Here is a 15,060-nt window from a genome sequence, read left to right on the forward strand (position 1 = left end):
ATGAATAGTGTCGAAAATAAAACTAATTTAAAAAGAAGAAACAAAAACGGCCGTTCCCCGTGAAATACCGGAAACGGCCGAGACTCTAAATATATTGAACGGTTCACTATTTCGGCACTGATGCACGAACCACTTGAACTAAAACTTTGCAAGTCTTACCTTGATATTCAGCTGTAATATAGGTAATCCCTGCGCGGAGACCGTTGATATTCCCTTCCTTGTCATAATCGACAACAGAAGGATCATCGCTGCTAAATTTGGATTGCTTGGTAACCTCATGAATCTTACCTTTTATATCTTTGTAATATACAACCGTATCGATAGAAGTACCTGCGGTTAACGAATATTCTGTAGAATCCAGATATAATGCTTCTTCCGGTTCAACTGGCGGAATCTCCGTACCTGCGCTTTTGGTTACCTGTAGTGCGGTCTTGTCATTACCAACTGAAACGGCTCCTAGGAGTACAAATTCCCCATCATGAGTTACGGTACCAATGTCAAGGCCGGATACATTAGGATCTGCAAAAGAAATGTTGGCTGTCACCTGTCCAAGGTCATCAAGCTTTAATATGGCTGGCCTTGTCTGCGTATTTGGATATTCTCCCGATGACTGGGAACCAAGTAGAACGTATCCTTGACCATATGGGGATATTTTATAGAAGTACAGGCCCTGAAAGGCTGCATAAGACTGGTCCCACATCACTTCTCCGGAGGAATCGAGCTCGGTTACATAGTTAATCCCGTCTGAGTCTCTGCTGGCAACTAAGTATTTATCCTGTTTCGTCGGAATGATGGAATAGGCATCGCGACCAACCGGGGGAAGCTTCTTGGTCCATAACTCCTCTCCGTCAGGGCTCAGCTTAGTAACGATAGCTCTATCATTTGCGTTGCTGCCTACATAGGTGGTGATAGCTCCAACAGCAATGGCGCCGCCATCCGGTGTAGCGATGATGTCGTTATAGTTCTGATTGCTCTCGAAGCGGTAGCGCTTGTCCCACAGGAGCTGCCCGTGAGCATCCGTCTTCAGTACGTAAGCTAAGTCCTCTCCAGAAATGGAGAGAGTAGCGCCGGTAACAACGAACCCACCATCGGTAGTCTCGGCTACCGAGTTCCCTGACTTATTGCCCCCGCCATCAAATACTTTCTCCCATTCCAGAACACCTTGCGCACTGAGTTTAGCCAAGAAGACTTGGTTACGCGGTCGATCATCCTGGATTCTGGTGGTCCCACAGACCACTATCCCACCGTCCTTAGTCTCAATAGCTTTTAAAGGCTGCGTGTACTCAGATAAGCCATGCTGAAGTTTTTGCTGCCATTCCAGTCTGCCTGCTGCATTCAGCTTAAGAATATAGGCTTTGGTGCTGCTGATGGATTGATCCTTCGTGTCCGCTGTTACAATATACCCTCCGTCTGAGGTAGGGACGATGTTCCGCGCCAGGATATCATACTGATCTTTTCCGTATTGATATGACCAATGATCGGCATCTCCATGGTTCTGATTATCGATTACCTCTACGTCTAACTGGGCACGGTGGCCTTTAAATTCTGCATGAATCGTAGTGCTTCCCGGCTTAATTCCTGTAATGAATCCTTCTGGGATAACCGCAGCTATTCCGCTATCCTCCGAGGTGAGGGAGACGGAGCCTTTGATGGCTTCTCTTGACCCATCCGAATAATCACCCATGATGATCGCTGCTGTGTGTTCGCCGACAGCAATCGTTTTGCTGGTGTCGGCAAAGCTGATTCCCTCCAAGGTACGTTCTCCAGGCTGGCCGTTTGGTCCAGCAAGCTTGGTCACCTGAATAAAGCGATTATAATCCGGACCTTTTACCTCGCCTAACAGTACAAATCCGCCATCCTGCGATGAGGTTAACCCTGTCATGTGATCAAAACCTTTGATGGTAAAATCCGATATATTCCGGGTATCTCCGGTGTCACTCAGCTTTAGAAGTTCATACTTTCTTTCTTGAACATCAGAGGTATTGGTCCTATATTCCGAGAAGAGGGCATACCCATCTCCCATTCGAACAACTTTTTTGTAAAATTCACTGTTCGGTGATGGAGCGAGCTTTTTCTCCCATTTTTTATTTCCGTTTGAGTCTATCTTGGTTAAATAATGGTCATCCCTGGAAGATTTGCTATAAATCACGTATCCGCCGTCTCCGGAGGAGGCGATTGAAGAGGCTACGCGCAGGGAGTCCGGTGTAGTCAATTTCTTGGTCCAAACCTCATCTCCATCTGCATTTAGCTTGGTGATCAGCGCACCTTTTTGGGGATCGTTGAAATAAAGGTCATACTGGGTGCCAACGGAAATGGAACCGCCATCAGGCGTAGCAATAATGTCCATATAGTACTGCTCATCGCTGAATTTAAGCTTTTTGAGCCACACTTGCTGTCCCTGAGCATCTGCTTTAAGGACAAAAGCTTGCTGAACATCCTGCCCTCCAAAGCTCTCACCTGTAATGACGAAGCCGCCTTTTTGGGTCTCGGCCACGGCCAACGAGTGCACATTAAAGCCAGAGTCAAATTCTTTCTCCCATTCCACATTTCCTTGCGCACTAAGCTTTATTAGCAAAATATTGTTGATCCCGCTTTCACTTTGAGTACTCCCGGTAACTATATACCCTCCATCTTTCGTCTCAATAGTCTCATCGGCAGTTGTAAATGGGCGATTATCATGCTGGATTTTTTGTTCCCATTGGATTTTACCCGCAGAATTCAGCTTAAGAATATAAGCTCTTCCAGTTGATGAGCTGAAGTTACCCGTAACGATGTAACCTCCGTCTGAAGATGAAGTAATGCTGCGGCCAGTTAAGAATTGTGCATCCATGCCGAACTGGCGGGACCATTCGATGGCAGGCTTCTCGGTGTCTGGAGAAGCGTAACTGACACCAACTGCAAAACCTGAGACAAGGGTGAGGCAGAGAAGAGCAGCACTTGCTTTTCGAATCAGGGTACGAAACACGTTTGACACTCCCTTCAGGATTTGGGTAATAAGTTGCTTTGTTCAAGGCTCTTCTCAATTATTCAGTAAGAACCAGAGATAAGATATCCCACCAACTACATAAATTTGGTAAAAGATAGTGCTGATGGATTAGAACGAGAAATGTGCCTTTTGTATAATTATTGTTTTGAGCAGCAAATACTATTGACGATTCAGCAACTACGTGTTACTTTGTAGTGGTAGTAAGTAATACTGAATACCAGTCATACTGAATAGCAAGGAGTGGTTGTGCTGGATAACCTAACAGAAATGCTCAAAGGCGTACTTGAGGGCTGCGTCCTTGAAATCATTAGCCGCAATGAAACTTATGGCTACGAAATTACGCGGCAGCTGAACGCTCTCGGCTTCGCCGATGTAGTGGAGGGAACGGTATACACGATCCTGGTCCGGCTTGAGAAGAACAAGTTGGTGGAGATCACCAAGAAGCCTTCCGACATGGGACCCCCGCGTAAGTTCTTCGCGATTAATGAAGCGGGGCGCGAGGAGCTGCGGAAGTTTTGGGGAAAATGGGAGTTCGTATCATCAAAGATTAACGAATTAAAGGGGGAGAAATGATGAATTTCTGGGAAAAAATCACCGGCAGCGACATGACCAAGGAGTTTAGAGGGTTTGAATCACGAGCCAAAAAGCTGCCGGCTGATTATCAAGCTGCTTGGGAAGAAATTAAGGCAAACCTTTGGTCGTACTCCAGTTTTACGGGTCGCAACCTTATGCCCATTCTCGATGGCGTTCTGGGTCTGCTTGAGGAATCGGCCGTGGACGGTCAGCGTGTAGACGAGGTCTTGGATAACGACATTAAAGGCTTCTGTTCAGCACTAGCTGGTGAGGAGGGGGCAAAGTCTTACCGGGACAAGTGGCGCGAACAACTCAATTATAATGTTGCCAAAAAATTAGGTAAATAGGAGGGAATTGAAGATGAGAATACGAGAAATCATCGAAGGCAAAAAAGAGTGGCGGACACATGTGGCTCGTGTTAAAGCGCTCCCGCAGGATTATCAGATTGTGTATAAAGAGATGCAAAAGTATTTCTTCAAAGTCGGCCCTGTGGAGTTAACCGAAGGGGCGGGTTTGCTGCACGGGATTGTCGACCTTTTTGAGGAGGGCGCGGCCTTGGGAAAAGGCGTGCTTGAAGTGACGGGCCGTGACGTAGCCGCTTTTTGTGACGATCTAATCAAGGACTCCAAAACTTATGCTGACATCCATCAAGCATCTATTAATCAAGAAGTTAACAAGGCCGTGAAGAAGGCAACGGACAAAACAAAATAATAGGGGGATATCAGGATGGAAAAGGCAATTGAAGTGAAAGGTCTTAGAAAATCCTTCAAGAATACCGAGGTTCTAAAAGGTGTCGATTTAGAAGTGAAGCCAGGTGAGATATTCGCCCTGCTTGGCTCCAACGGTGCCGGCAAGACCACCATGGTCAGAATCCTTGCGACGCTGCTTAAGCCGGACGGAGGTAAAGCTGTCATTAACGGATTCGAAGTAGCAGAACAACCTGAGAAAGTTAGGCATGCGATCAGCCTGACAGGACAATTCGCAGCGGTCGATGAGATGCTTACCGGGCGGGAAAATATCATCATGATTGCCAAGCTGAGGCATCTGGATCATCCGCGTCAAATCGCGGACGATTTGCTGAGACGCTTCGGCTTAACGGATGCCGCAGACCGTAAGCCATCCACTTATTCGGGGGGGATGCGGCGGCGGCTCGATATCGCTCTATGTCTCGTAGGTACACCACAGATCATTTTCCTCGACGAACCTACCACCGGCCTTGACCCCGAAGCACGCATTGAGGTTTGGAAGATTGTAAAGGAGCTTGCCAGCGGCGGCACGACCGTATTCCTAACGACACAGTACCTAGAAGAGGCAGAGCAGCTAGCAGATCAAATCGCGATTTTGCAAGAGGGCAGGATTATTGCGGCAGGAACGCTCGCTGAGCTGAAGAAGCGATTCCCGCAAACTAAGGTAGAGTATGTTGAGAAACAGCCGACGCTTGAGGAAATATTCCTCGCAATCATTGGCAATAAGGAGGCCATCTAATGGAAACGGCTAAAAACCACTTTCTCAGCGATATGAGCGTTATGCTCGGACGTTCTATGCGCCATATTTTCCGCAGTATGGACACGATCTTCACAGTCTGCATAACTCCCATTGCGATGATGCTATTGTTCGTCTATGTATTTGGAGGAGCCATCCATACAGGTACGGATAACTATGTGAACTACCTGTTACCCGGCATCCTGCTTATGGCGATTGCCAGCGGGGTGGCCTATGTGGCCTATCGATTGTTCCTGGATAAGCAGCGGGGAATTATCGAGCGGTTCCACTCCATGCCGATTGCACGTTCAACGGTCCTTTGGGGCCATTTGCTGACATCGGTGGTCTCCAACGTTATTTCGGTTATTGTCATAATTCTCGTTGCACTCGTAATGGGCTTTCGTTCGTCGGCAGGTGTTTTGTCCTGGCTTGCCGTTGCAGGTATACTCGTGCTATTCACCCTGGCACTTACTTGGATTGCTGCCATTGCCGGACTGTCCGCCAAGACAGTGGAAGGGGCAAGCGCCTTTTCATATCCGCTTATCTTCCTGCCATTTATCAGCTCGGCTTTCGTGCCGACCGAGTCGATGCCTGCTATCGTTCGTGCCTTCGCCGAGAACCAGCCGGTGACTTCAATCGTGGAAACAATCCGTGCGCTGCTGTCTGATCAACCTGTGGGAAATGATATATGGATTGCGCTAGCGTGGTGTATTGGAATTATGCTTGTGGCATATATCTTGGCGATGAGAGAGTACACAAAGGCGAGTGACAAATAGTCTGGATCCTTAGACAAGGACAGAAGTCAGCGTAAGAGTACCCTTTAACTAGGCACTTGAGCTAAGTGTTTAGTTAAAGGGTACCTAGTTGTATAGCGGAGCCTTAGCTGCTCCTAACCGCTTTTAAATCGTTGATTTTCTCATAGTCAGGTCAGTTCGAGGGCGAGTCGATCTGAACCAATGCATGCATAGTGTGAACATCAACATAATATCTATGGCATCTCCACCATAGTACATGAGCATGCTTCCCAGTGTAGCTTGATCCAGAGGTATACCAGCAGGCGGGTGGGCATAAATAATCTTTGATAGAACGCCATGACCTGCTAGTGAAATCACAAGTACGATGGAGCGGTACATGTAGGAGTAACGGTGGTGAACAGGGTCTATGTAAATGATCGACACCGTGAACAAATATCCTGCTGCGAAGAGATGGAAGTGAACGATGAGATACAGAAGTATACTCTCGTGCATAAGCGAGTATAAGTTCGTTGTATATAGTAACCAGAGTCCCCCTATATTGAGACTAGATGTGATCATGGGGTGAGTCAGCATTCGTAACGGCCAACTTCTCATGATACGTGTAAGGCGCTTTGCTAATGGAATGCTTAACATTCCCAGCAGAAGAGTCATCGGCGCAGCCATTACCATAAGGAGTGGTGCCAGCATACCTAGTAGTAAATGACTGAGCATATGTGCGATAAAATTGGTATGCGCGAGAGCGGCGAGGGGGCCAGCCAGGGCAGCAACCGCAAGTATATTGCCAATCAACCAGATTACAGTCCGGTATAATGGCCAAGGTTTGTTACGACTGGAACGAAGTGCAGCAAGAATATACATACACAACAAGATTACAAATGGCAGTGCTAGAATCAATTGAGGAATTATCCACTGGGTAAGATGCTGCTCAGTCCCAGGGGTATGATGACTGTGCTCATTGATGTTCATGCGCAATTGCCTTTTCTGCTTGTAGTCTGCTTCTTGTGCGATAAATCAGGCCAAGCCCAATCAGAAATAGCACAGCAGCTATAATGTTCCATATCAGGTCGTAGACCATAACATTCTCTACATATCGGATTTGATGCAGCCGCATCAGCTTGTGCTGGATGAGTCCATCGTACAGCTGGAAGGTTCCCGCTCCAAGAAGAATTCCTCCCCACCATCTAGTGAGCCACAATGTGTGCCTTCTCCGAAGGTCCGCAAACATGAACAGTCCTCCAATTGTCGCAAACCAGCTGAAAGCGTGAAAAAGACCATCCGAAATCAGCCCAACCTCTGATGTGGACTTGTCATAAAAATGATGCCAATGCAGCAATTGATGAAATACAGTCTCATCTATAAAGGCGACTAAACCAATTCCGAATAGAAACCCAGACCATAAATTGCGCCTAGAAAAAACATAGCGGTTCTTAACCTTTGAGTCCTGCTCATCATTTACATTAGGCAAATACATTCCACTCCCCCCAAGAATAAAAAAATATTTTATTATCCAATATACCCCAGATAACTAAATAGTACTCAGGGAACCATTGAGCTTGATTCTATCAAATTGTATCAATATGAGACGAAATAGTTCGGATTGTTCAGTTATGAAACAAAATTTCAAAGAACGGATTGACAGTACAAAATGCATAACGTATTATTTAGTAAATTTACTCATTGTAATTCCGACAAATTGTATCGAAATGATACGGTTTTAATTTTAATGAGGTGATGCATTGAATAGCAAATATTTCGAATTATTGCTTAACGCCAGGGGGGAAGCTATTGTTCTAACGGATGAGAAACAAAGGATTTTATACAGTAATCGGAAGTTTTCTGAGTATTTTAACTTACCCGCAGATTTAAATGGAAGTAAGATCGGTAATTTAATTGATCATAGTTTGCTCGAAGAAATGCTGTCTTCAGAAAAAGAAGTAACTGATGAGCTATTTTATTACGATGATTATTTATGTAACGGGTGTATTTTTTACGGCCTAATGTCTAGTAAAAACATAGGTTTAAACGGATACTTTATTGGAAAATTATTTGTAATGAAAAAATTAGATTCAATATATCCCTTACTCCAGCAAGTCGATAACCCTACATATGATGACAAATATCTACAAGGATATCGGCAATCGGCAGAGTTCCAAAAAGTAAGAAATATGGCTAAACGCAATGCTCTGAACCTCGATCCAGTTCTAATCAAAGGCAGAAGCGATATTGGAAAGTCATTAGTTGCTAAGGTCATACACAGCTATTCTGAGAGATCTAGGTATCCCTTTTTTGAGATAGATTGTCACAATGTCTCAGCTGAAAAAATGGAGCACTTATTATTTGGTCAAGCCAAAGGCAGCTTCATGGGGAAAATAGTAATCGGCGACAAAGGAACCATATTTCTAAATCATATTGATCATTTACCTTTATTCTTGCAGCAAAAGCTGCTTGATGTCATTAAATCGAAATCGGTAAGAAAGTGGAATACCAAAAGAATTGATGTGGATTTAAGGTTTATTTTCGGGACGTCTGTTGATTTACAACTCTTGGTTGAGCAAGGGATATTCAATGAAGAATTATACTTCCGCATTAGCAATATTCAGATTGAAATCCCCGAATTGTATAACGATCCGCTAAGTGTGGAGGAGGTAATTCAATATCATATCGCTAAATTAATACGGGTTTATAGAAAGGTTCAGCTGATATTTGAACCCGGCCTGATAGAGCTGCTCAACAACTGGAACTGGCAGGGTGATGAACAAAAGATGATTCAAACTATTGATTATCTAATTTACCATGCTTCCACTAACCTTGTTTCGATAAGAGATTTCGAGCATGCTAAACAGGTTCTTCGCTTGGAAAAGGAAGAGGATATTGTTGGACTGAGCTCTTTGGAGAGAGAGCAAATCAAGCATGCTTTAGGCTTGTTTCCTAATAAAACGAAGACTGCTGAGTATTTAGGTATTGGACGAGCTACATTATATCGAAAGATAGAGAAATATAAACTATAAGAGAAGGATGCGTGTAAGATGAGAAAATTAGGAAGCTTATTATTATTAACTGTGGCAATTGTGTTGGTATTATCCGGTTGCGCCAATAGCAAATCGAAGGATTCAGAGAAAGTAGTTACGATCGGATCCCAGAAAGCTGTAACGCCTTATTACTTAGCGAAGGAAAAGAAATGGTTCGAGGAAGAATTCGATAAATTAGGTGTGAAAGTTAACTGGGTCGAGGTCCAGGGCGGGGCGCCACAGTTCGAAGCTGTATCTGCAGGTAGAATTGACTTCTTCGTCACAGGGAATACACCACCTATTGCGGCCCAGAATGCGGGGATTCCATTTAATATCATTGGTGTGGCAAGCACGGGACAAAAAAATGTAGGTATCGTTGTAAAGAGTGACAGCGCGATTAAAGAAATTAGTGACCTGAAAGGTAAAAAAATTGCTGTGGCAAAGGCAACAGCCGCCTATGATAACCTGCTTCGATTGCTTAATCACGGTGGTGTAAATGCCAGCGATATCGAACCCATAAATTTACAACCCAATGAAGCTAAAGCTGCTTACACAGGCGGTTCGGTAGACGCTTGGGTAGTTACAGAGCCATTCTTATCACAAACCATTGTGAATGATAAGTCCCGTGTCATTGCTGACGGTTCAACAATTGACTATACGAGCCCGGCTTATTATATCGGCCGCAAAGAAGTTGTAGATAAGCATCCGGAGTATGCCAAGGCATTTTTGACAGTAATTAAAAAAGCTACGGACTGGCAGGCTGAAAACCTGGATGAGGCTACTTCGATTTATACCAGCCAATTAGGGATGAATACAGAGGTAGTAAGCAAGGTTATCGAGCATGTTAACTTTACATTGGCACCGCTGGATGACAAGCTGCAAAAAACTCAACAGGGCGTGGCTCAGTTCTTATATGAACAAAAAGCAATCGATAAGGTGCCTGACACCAAACAAATAACGAACAATCAATATGTGAATGAAGTGCTGAAATAGGAGGAGGACCTGTGGGATACGTAACAGTAAAGATAGACCAGTTACGCAGAATTGGCGTACAGGCCTTGGTTAATAATGGCTTAAGCGAAGAGGAAGCCAGCTATACATTTGAAGATTATTTGGAAGCGGAGTTGAGAGGAAGACAATCTCATGGGCTTTCTTTTATTAAAAGCTTATTCACTAGATTAGAGACTAGAGGACGTTATGAGGTTGTGCGATTCGAGAATTCATACTTGCACATTCAAGGAAACAGTGATTTGGGACATGTGGTTGCCAGGAAGGCGATTGATATGGCATTGGAGAAACTGCCTGTAAGCAAATCAATCACGATTGGAATTAGCGATGTGTACCGGTTTAACAGTACAGGACTGATCGCTAAGTATGCGGCGGAGAAGGGAGCTATTGCGATCGTATCCGCTTATGGCGGTAACCTTGTCATGGCGCCTGTCGGAGCCTTAGAAAAAGTAGTGAATAATACGCCGCTGGGTATTGCGATTCCCTATACAGATCCCATGTTCTTATTAGATATGTCGATGTCAACCAAGGCCTGGGGGCACATTACTTTAGCTCGAAAAAATGGGGAGGAGGAAGTTCCTAGTGATTGGGGAACCGATGCGGACGGGATTCCTACAACTGAACCGGCCGAAATAAAAACTTTGACACCGTTTGGGAAGTACAAGGGCTTTGCCCTTGCGTTAGCCCTTGAAATCCTATCTGGCGCCCTAGTCAGAGTGCCGATTGGTAATTTAGGCGAGGATGCCAGAAGAGGGATTGTGATTCACCTTATCGATCCAACTATCTTCGGACATACCGTGGAAAGCTTTGCAGAACAGGTCAAAGTATTCTTGAAGGGGATACAGGAGGTTCCGACGAACGACCCTTCGGTTGAAATCTTTTATCCAGGACAACGATCCTATGAAAGTTACAAGAGACAAATAGAAGCAAATGAAATGGAGATTCATGAATCTATTTTAAGATTTCTTCAGAATCAATAACAGGAGTGGAATCATGAATAAAAAATATATAGTTGGCTCTATATTACCTCTGCTTCTGATTGCTATCTGGCAGCTTGTATCCTACTTTGAAGTATTGCCCGTTCAAATGCTGCCTTCACCCATAGATATTGTGGAAGCCTTTGTTAATTTAGTGAAGTCAGGCACTCTCCAGGAAAATTTATATACAAGTTTAATAAGAGCAGCCGTAGGATTTTTCATAGGCTCGGCATCAGGTATTCTTCTGGGTCTTATTGTTGGTAATTCGAGATTTATGGAATTTCTAGTAGATCCTTCTGTTCAGTTATTTCGTATGATCCCGCATTTGGCCATACTGCCATTGCTTATCCTTTGGTTCGGATTTGGAGAGCCATCGAAAATCATCATTGTCGCGAGTGGAGCCTTTTTCCCAGTATATATTAATACCTTCCTAGGAATCCGGAGCGTTGATTATAAACTAATCGAGGTAAGTAAGGTGCTGGAGTTCAGTAGGAGCAAGCAAATAACAAAGGTTGTGCTGCCTGCCGCTATGCCAAACATTCTATTAGGGATACGGATGTCTATGGGTACAGCTTGGTTAAGCTTAATTGTAGCTGAGCTAATGGGGGCTACGACGGGGGTAGGTTATATGATTTCAAATGCCCGGGAATTTTCACAAACCGATGTGGTGTTTGTAGGGATTATCATTTTTGCCTGTGTAGGGAAAATAACAGATTCTTTTGTTCATATTTTAGAGAAAAGATTGCTGCGATGGAGAGACTCTTATCAAGGTGTTAACGCAAAATAGGGAGTGTTGAGTATGGCGATACTTTCCATCGAAAATGTAGACAAGCGTTTTCTAAAAGGGAAAGAGTCACTAAATGTGCTGACAAACATAAACTTCACCATTGAAGAACAGGAAATCGTGTCCATTATAGGACCAAGCGGATGCGGGAAAAGCACTTTATTGCGCATTCTAGCCGGTTTAGATCAAGACTATACCGGAAAAATTAATTTTGATGGAAAGCCGATATCGGAACCTGGGAAAGGGAAAGGGGTGATCTTTCAGGAGCATCGCCTGTTTCCTTGGCTGACAGTAGAAGATAATATTTGCGCAAACCTCAATAAGAGAGACGAAGATGTTCAACAAAGATTGAAGGAAGTTATAGAACTTGTAAAACTAACGGGATTCGAGAAGAGCTATCCTAAGGAATTGTCTGGTGGAATGAGCCAGCGAGTCTCTATAGCACGAGCATTGATGCGAAACCCTGATATTTTACTGTTAGATGAACCCTTCGGCGCACTGGATGCTTTTACTAGAAAGCATATGCAAGATTCGTTATTGGATATATTCAACAATCGTAAGATGACGATTATTCTAATCACGCATGATGTTGAGGAAGCTGTATATTTAGCAAATCGAATTATCATTATGGATTCAAGGCCAGGTACGATCAAAGAGATAGTCTCGATTCCATTACAGTATCCAAGAAATGTGGTATCAGATGAGTTCTTAAGTCACCGCAACAAGGCTTTGACTATTCTGGATTATACTTGAACACAAACCGGGAAGGCAGCTGATGAAAAGATCGGCTGCCTTTGTTCTTATTTGGATTTTGCCACCGTCACCAGGAAGCTGAGATTATCGGCGCCATTTTTATTGACATTACTTGGAGTTTGCACTATTATAAGTATACATATAATAAACGTACTTATAAAGGAGTGGCGACAATGGAAATCGGCGTTAAGATGGCTGTAGATGCACCAAAAGAGACAATATGGGAGCACTATATTAATCAGGAAAAGCGTGTATTGTGGGAGGAAGACTTGGAAGAGCTTCAATTTGATGGGGAAGTCAAAAATGGCACAACTGGCCGAATGAAATTGAAGGACATGCCCGCCATGGACTTCGTGTTATCAAAGATAGTTGACAACGAAATCTATCACGATAAATATTCCATACCTAACGTAGGCACCGTTTATTTTTGCCATGATATCACGGAAGAAGATGGACAACTATATGTACGACATTCCATTCGCTCTGATGAGGATAATGAGATTGTCTTAAATGTTCTGACGCAAATCTCTTCGGATTTCCCTAAAGTGTTGTGGAAACTCAAAAAAGTAGTGGAAGCATAATGGAATTTAACTCCATGTTCAAGAATAATGCTGAGGAATCAACTGGATTGCTGTTTATTAGAACTTACAATAAATGGCATGGCAAAATAAAATCAGCATTAAGCGATTTAGGAATAACGCATCCACAGTTTATTGTGCTTTGTACGCTTAACTATTTAAGTCAATTCGAGAAACACATTACGCAGGCCAAAATCTCGAGCGAGTCAGAAATTGATGTAATGACAGTGTCGCAAATACTCCGTACACTTGAGAGAAATGGACTTGTAATTAGAAAGCAAAGTCCATTAGATTCCAGGGCTAATTCCATTGAAATGGTCTCACAAGGGTTGGAAGTGATAAGCAAAGCTGTACCCATTGTAGAATCCATAGATTTAGAGTTCTTCGGGACACTGGGGTCCGAATTGGCACAGTTTAAAGATTCTTTACGTAAAATTGCAAATGTTACTTCTGTAAGGACGAAGGATTAAAGTTACCTACATATAGTTATGAAGAAAGCCTGATTATTCAGGCTTTTTTTTGTGTTGCGCGAGATCGAATTACAAACTTGTAAGGTAGATGTAAGGCAAATCGATAGCTAGGGTCAGCCTAGCAGGATAAGATTAGGACAAATTGAAATAGCGTTTTTTAAAAGGAGAATTGAGATGAGGCTGTTTGAACTGCTGCTTTTTGTGTCAGACATCGGCTTGTTTGCATTAATAGTTTTTTTACAAAAAGGACGACGTCGTATTCCAATATTTGCTGTTAGCGGGATCGCGATAATGTTAATGGTCATCCACTTAACAGTGGAAGGATACAGGATTCAGCTAGTCTTCCCCTATGGTATTACGATCATTTCTCTAGCCATTTCGGGTTATATCTTCTTCAAGAAAAGCGGCCCCACTAAAATGCCCCGATTCATATCCGGTTCAGCTTATGTCGCTATAGCAGCCATGCTAGTTGTAACAGCGGGTCTCATGTATGCTTTTCCAGTATTCACACTACCTGAACCGACAGGCAAATTTAAGGTAGGCACGCAAACCTTTCATCTCCTAGATTCAAATAGGAAAGAGATTTTTGGATCAGGGGCAGATGGAAAGAGAGACTTAATGGTCCAGGTATGGTATCCGGCTCAAGCTGGCACCGGCAAGTATGCCGCCTTTATTCCCGATACTAAGATCTTGCCTTATATGGCTGCGCAATATGGGCTTCCCGGGTTTACATTTCAATATCTGAAGTACGTATCCAGTCATGCTTATTCGGAGGCCGAAGTTAATTCGGCACAGACTTCATACCCGCTGATCCTTGCGAATCCGGGGAACGGTTCCTCAAGGTTCCTCCACACATCGCAAGCCGAAAATCTCGCGAGTCACGGATACATCGTGGCCGTGATTGACCACACCTACAATACATTTGCAACCGAGTTCTCGGACGGTCGTATCACGACCAGCACAACTGACGACTTATTCTCGCCAGACGATGATTACCGTACGAGTAGAGGAAATCGCGACAAGCTAGGAAAAGTTTTAACTGACGATGTGTCTTTCGTGCTGGACCAATTCAAGCTCATCCAATCGGGGAAGGTTCCAAGTCATCTCAAAGGGAAGATTGATTTGGGTCATGTCGGGATATTCGGTCATTCCATCGGCGGAGCGACGGCCTATGACGCTTCATACGATCCGCGGATTTCGGCTGGAATCGACCTAGATGGAGGGCTTTATCGACTGCGTGACAGAGAGGGTCTGCGAAAGCCGTTTATGTTCATCTACTCGGAAAGCGAATTCGAAAGATTAAAGCTGGTGATGGATAACCATACCTACACAGAGGCAGAGCTCAAACGTATGGGCAACACAAGAGAGTGGATGGAGCAAGTAACGGAAGATAAAAAGTTGGAGCTTGAACGCATACGCGAAACGGTTCCTTCAGGGGGGCAGTTTCTCTATATCGACAATACGGAGCATTTGAATTTCACCGACGTACAGTTCATTTCTCCGATATTTAATTTGCTGGGTATTACAGGAAAGATTTCGCCCGAAAGAGCGGACTCCGTGATCAATGCCTATATGCTTGATTTCTTCGGTAGGTATCTGAAGAATCAAGGCGGAACTTTAATCGATGGATCAAATAGCCGCTATCCGGAGGCGAAGTTCGTAACCTCGCTTTTGGAAAAATAATCA

At 44.0% G+C, this 15,060-nt stretch carries 16 protein-coding genes; 13 read left to right on the forward strand and 3 right to left on the reverse strand.

Annotated elements, in window-relative coordinates; translation table 11 throughout:
• Window positions 1-106 precede the first annotated feature (106 nt).
• On the reverse strand, window positions 107-2,965 hold the full coding sequence (locus EJP77_RS01750; protein ID WP_127197466.1) for a PQQ-binding-like beta-propeller repeat protein: 2,859 nt from the start codon (window positions 2,963-2,965) through the stop codon (window positions 107-109).
• A 288-nt stretch (window positions 2,966-3,253) separates the two neighbouring features.
• Here EJP77_RS01750 and EJP77_RS01755 point away from each other — a divergent pair, with 288 nt between their 5' ends.
• Genes EJP77_RS01755 through EJP77_RS01775 form a run of 5 tightly spaced genes read left to right on the forward strand, consistent with a single transcriptional unit; the run spans window position 3,254 to window position 5,817 of the window.
• Window positions 3,254-3,559, forward strand: coding sequence for a PadR family transcriptional regulator (locus tag EJP77_RS01755; protein WP_281278463.1), 306 nt, complete (start codon window positions 3,254-3,256; stop codon window positions 3,557-3,559).
• Window positions 3,559-3,906 carry a DUF1048 domain-containing protein gene (locus tag EJP77_RS01760; RefSeq protein WP_127198260.1) on the forward strand — a complete coding sequence of 116 codons (348 nt, stop codon included), beginning with the start codon at window positions 3,559-3,561 and terminating at the stop codon, window positions 3,904-3,906. The genes EJP77_RS01755 and EJP77_RS01760 overlap by 1 nt, the downstream gene beginning before the upstream one ends.
• 13 nt (window positions 3,907-3,919) lie before the next feature.
• A complete protein-coding gene (locus tag EJP77_RS01765) occupies window positions 3,920-4,270 on the forward strand; it encodes a DUF1048 domain-containing protein (RefSeq protein ID WP_127197467.1) in 351 nt (116 codons plus the stop codon).
• A gap of 15 nt (window positions 4,271-4,285) precedes the next feature.
• A complete protein-coding gene (locus tag EJP77_RS01770; protein ID WP_127197468.1) occupies window positions 4,286-5,044 on the forward strand; it encodes an ABC transporter ATP-binding protein in 759 nt (252 codons plus the stop codon).
• Entirely contained in the window at window positions 5,044-5,817 is a 774-nt protein-coding gene (locus EJP77_RS01775) for an ABC transporter permease (protein WP_127197469.1), read from the forward strand. The genes EJP77_RS01770 and EJP77_RS01775 overlap by 1 nt, the downstream gene beginning before the upstream one ends.
• Window positions 5,818-5,940: 123 nt before the next feature.
• Here EJP77_RS01775 and EJP77_RS01780 read toward each other — a convergent pair whose 3' ends face one another.
• The gene (locus EJP77_RS01780) at window positions 5,941-6,762 is read right to left on the reverse strand and encodes a cytochrome c oxidase assembly protein (RefSeq protein WP_127197470.1); all 822 of its coding nucleotides are present in this window, start codon (window positions 6,760-6,762) and stop codon (window positions 5,941-5,943) included.
• Complete coding sequence (locus EJP77_RS01785) at window positions 6,749-7,267, reverse strand: DUF2243 domain-containing protein (RefSeq protein ID WP_127197471.1); 519 nt, start codon at window positions 7,265-7,267, stop codon at window positions 6,749-6,751. Before EJP77_RS01785 ends, EJP77_RS01780 begins: the two co-directional genes overlap by 14 nt.
• 265 nt (window positions 7,268-7,532) lie before the next feature.
• On the opposite strand from EJP77_RS01785, the gene EJP77_RS01790 reads away from it, so the two are divergent.
• The 8 genes from EJP77_RS01790 to EJP77_RS01825 all read left to right on the forward strand — a co-directional run bounded on the left by EJP77_RS01790 (window position 7,533) and on the right by EJP77_RS01825 (window position 15,057).
• Window positions 7,533-8,804, forward strand: coding sequence for a sigma 54-interacting transcriptional regulator (locus tag EJP77_RS01790; protein WP_127197472.1), 1,272 nt, complete (start codon window positions 7,533-7,535; stop codon window positions 8,802-8,804).
• Window positions 8,805-8,822: 18 nt separating this feature from the next.
• Window positions 8,823-9,797, forward strand: a complete 975-nt coding sequence (locus EJP77_RS01795) for an aliphatic sulfonate ABC transporter substrate-binding protein (RefSeq protein ID WP_127197473.1) — start codon at window positions 8,823-8,825, stop codon at window positions 9,795-9,797.
• Window positions 9,798-9,808: 11 nt separating this feature from the next.
• Window positions 9,809-10,792: an Ldh family oxidoreductase gene (locus tag EJP77_RS01800; protein ID WP_185897103.1), complete on the forward strand. Its 984-nt coding sequence runs from the start codon at window positions 9,809-9,811 to the stop codon at window positions 10,790-10,792.
• Window positions 10,793-10,805: 13 nt separating this feature from the next.
• Complete coding sequence (locus EJP77_RS01805) at window positions 10,806-11,576, forward strand: ABC transporter permease (protein WP_127197475.1); 771 nt, start codon at window positions 10,806-10,808, stop codon at window positions 11,574-11,576.
• 12 nt (window positions 11,577-11,588) lie between these two features.
• Complete coding sequence (locus EJP77_RS01810) at window positions 11,589-12,326, forward strand: ABC transporter ATP-binding protein (RefSeq protein WP_127197476.1); 738 nt, start codon at window positions 11,589-11,591, stop codon at window positions 12,324-12,326.
• Between the two features lie 173 nt (window positions 12,327-12,499).
• A complete protein-coding gene (locus EJP77_RS01815; RefSeq protein WP_127197477.1) occupies window positions 12,500-12,907 on the forward strand; it encodes an SRPBCC family protein in 408 nt (135 codons plus the stop codon).
• A 14-nt stretch (window positions 12,908-12,921) separates the two neighbouring features.
• The gene (locus tag EJP77_RS01820) at window positions 12,922-13,374 is read left to right on the forward strand and encodes a MarR family winged helix-turn-helix transcriptional regulator (protein ID WP_246021615.1); all 453 of its coding nucleotides are present in this window, start codon (window positions 12,922-12,924) and stop codon (window positions 13,372-13,374) included.
• A 174-nt stretch (window positions 13,375-13,548) separates the two neighbouring features.
• Window positions 13,549-15,057 carry an alpha/beta hydrolase family protein gene (locus EJP77_RS01825; RefSeq protein ID WP_127197479.1) on the forward strand — a complete coding sequence of 503 codons (1,509 nt, stop codon included), beginning with the start codon at window positions 13,549-13,551 and terminating at the stop codon, window positions 15,055-15,057.
• Window positions 15,058-15,060 lie beyond the last annotated feature (3 nt).

The sequence above is a fragment of the Paenibacillus zeisoli genome (assembly GCF_003994465.1).
Classification (GTDB): domain Bacteria; phylum Bacillota; class Bacilli; order Paenibacillales; family Paenibacillaceae; genus Fontibacillus; species Fontibacillus zeisoli.

Bases quoted from the DNA above. Each gene is read 5' to 3' on its own strand.
- EJP77_RS01775 (WP_127197469.1), top strand. From the start codon at position 5,044: ATGGAAACGGCTAAAAACCACTTTCTCAGCGATATGAGCGTTATGCTC.
- EJP77_RS01825 (WP_127197479.1), top strand. From the start codon at position 13,549: ATGAGGCTGTTTGAACTGCTGCTTTTTGTGTCAGACATCGGCTTGTTT.
- EJP77_RS01785 (WP_127197471.1), bottom strand. From the start codon at position 7,267: ATGTATTTGCCTAATGTAAATGATGAGCAGGACTCAAAGGTTAAGAAC.
- EJP77_RS01770 (WP_127197468.1), top strand. From the start codon at position 4,286: ATGGAAAAGGCAATTGAAGTGAAAGGTCTTAGAAAATCCTTCAAGAAT.
- EJP77_RS01805 (WP_127197475.1), top strand. From the start codon at position 10,806: ATGAATAAAAAATATATAGTTGGCTCTATATTACCTCTGCTTCTGATT.
- EJP77_RS01780 (WP_127197470.1), bottom strand. From the start codon at position 6,762: ATGAACATCAATGAGCACAGTCATCATACCCCTGGGACTGAGCAGCAT.
- EJP77_RS01760 (WP_127198260.1), top strand. From the start codon at position 3,559: ATGAATTTCTGGGAAAAAATCACCGGCAGCGACATGACCAAGGAGTTT.
- EJP77_RS01765 (WP_127197467.1), top strand. From the start codon at position 3,920: ATGAGAATACGAGAAATCATCGAAGGCAAAAAAGAGTGGCGGACACAT.
- EJP77_RS01755 (WP_281278463.1), top strand. From the start codon at position 3,254: ATGCTCAAAGGCGTACTTGAGGGCTGCGTCCTTGAAATCATTAGCCGC.
- EJP77_RS01815 (WP_127197477.1), top strand. From the start codon at position 12,500: ATGGAAATCGGCGTTAAGATGGCTGTAGATGCACCAAAAGAGACAATA.
- EJP77_RS01820 (WP_246021615.1), top strand. From the start codon at position 12,922: ATGTTCAAGAATAATGCTGAGGAATCAACTGGATTGCTGTTTATTAGA.
- EJP77_RS01810 (WP_127197476.1), top strand. From the start codon at position 11,589: ATGGCGATACTTTCCATCGAAAATGTAGACAAGCGTTTTCTAAAAGGG.
- EJP77_RS01795 (WP_127197473.1), top strand. From the start codon at position 8,823: ATGAGAAAATTAGGAAGCTTATTATTATTAACTGTGGCAATTGTGTTG.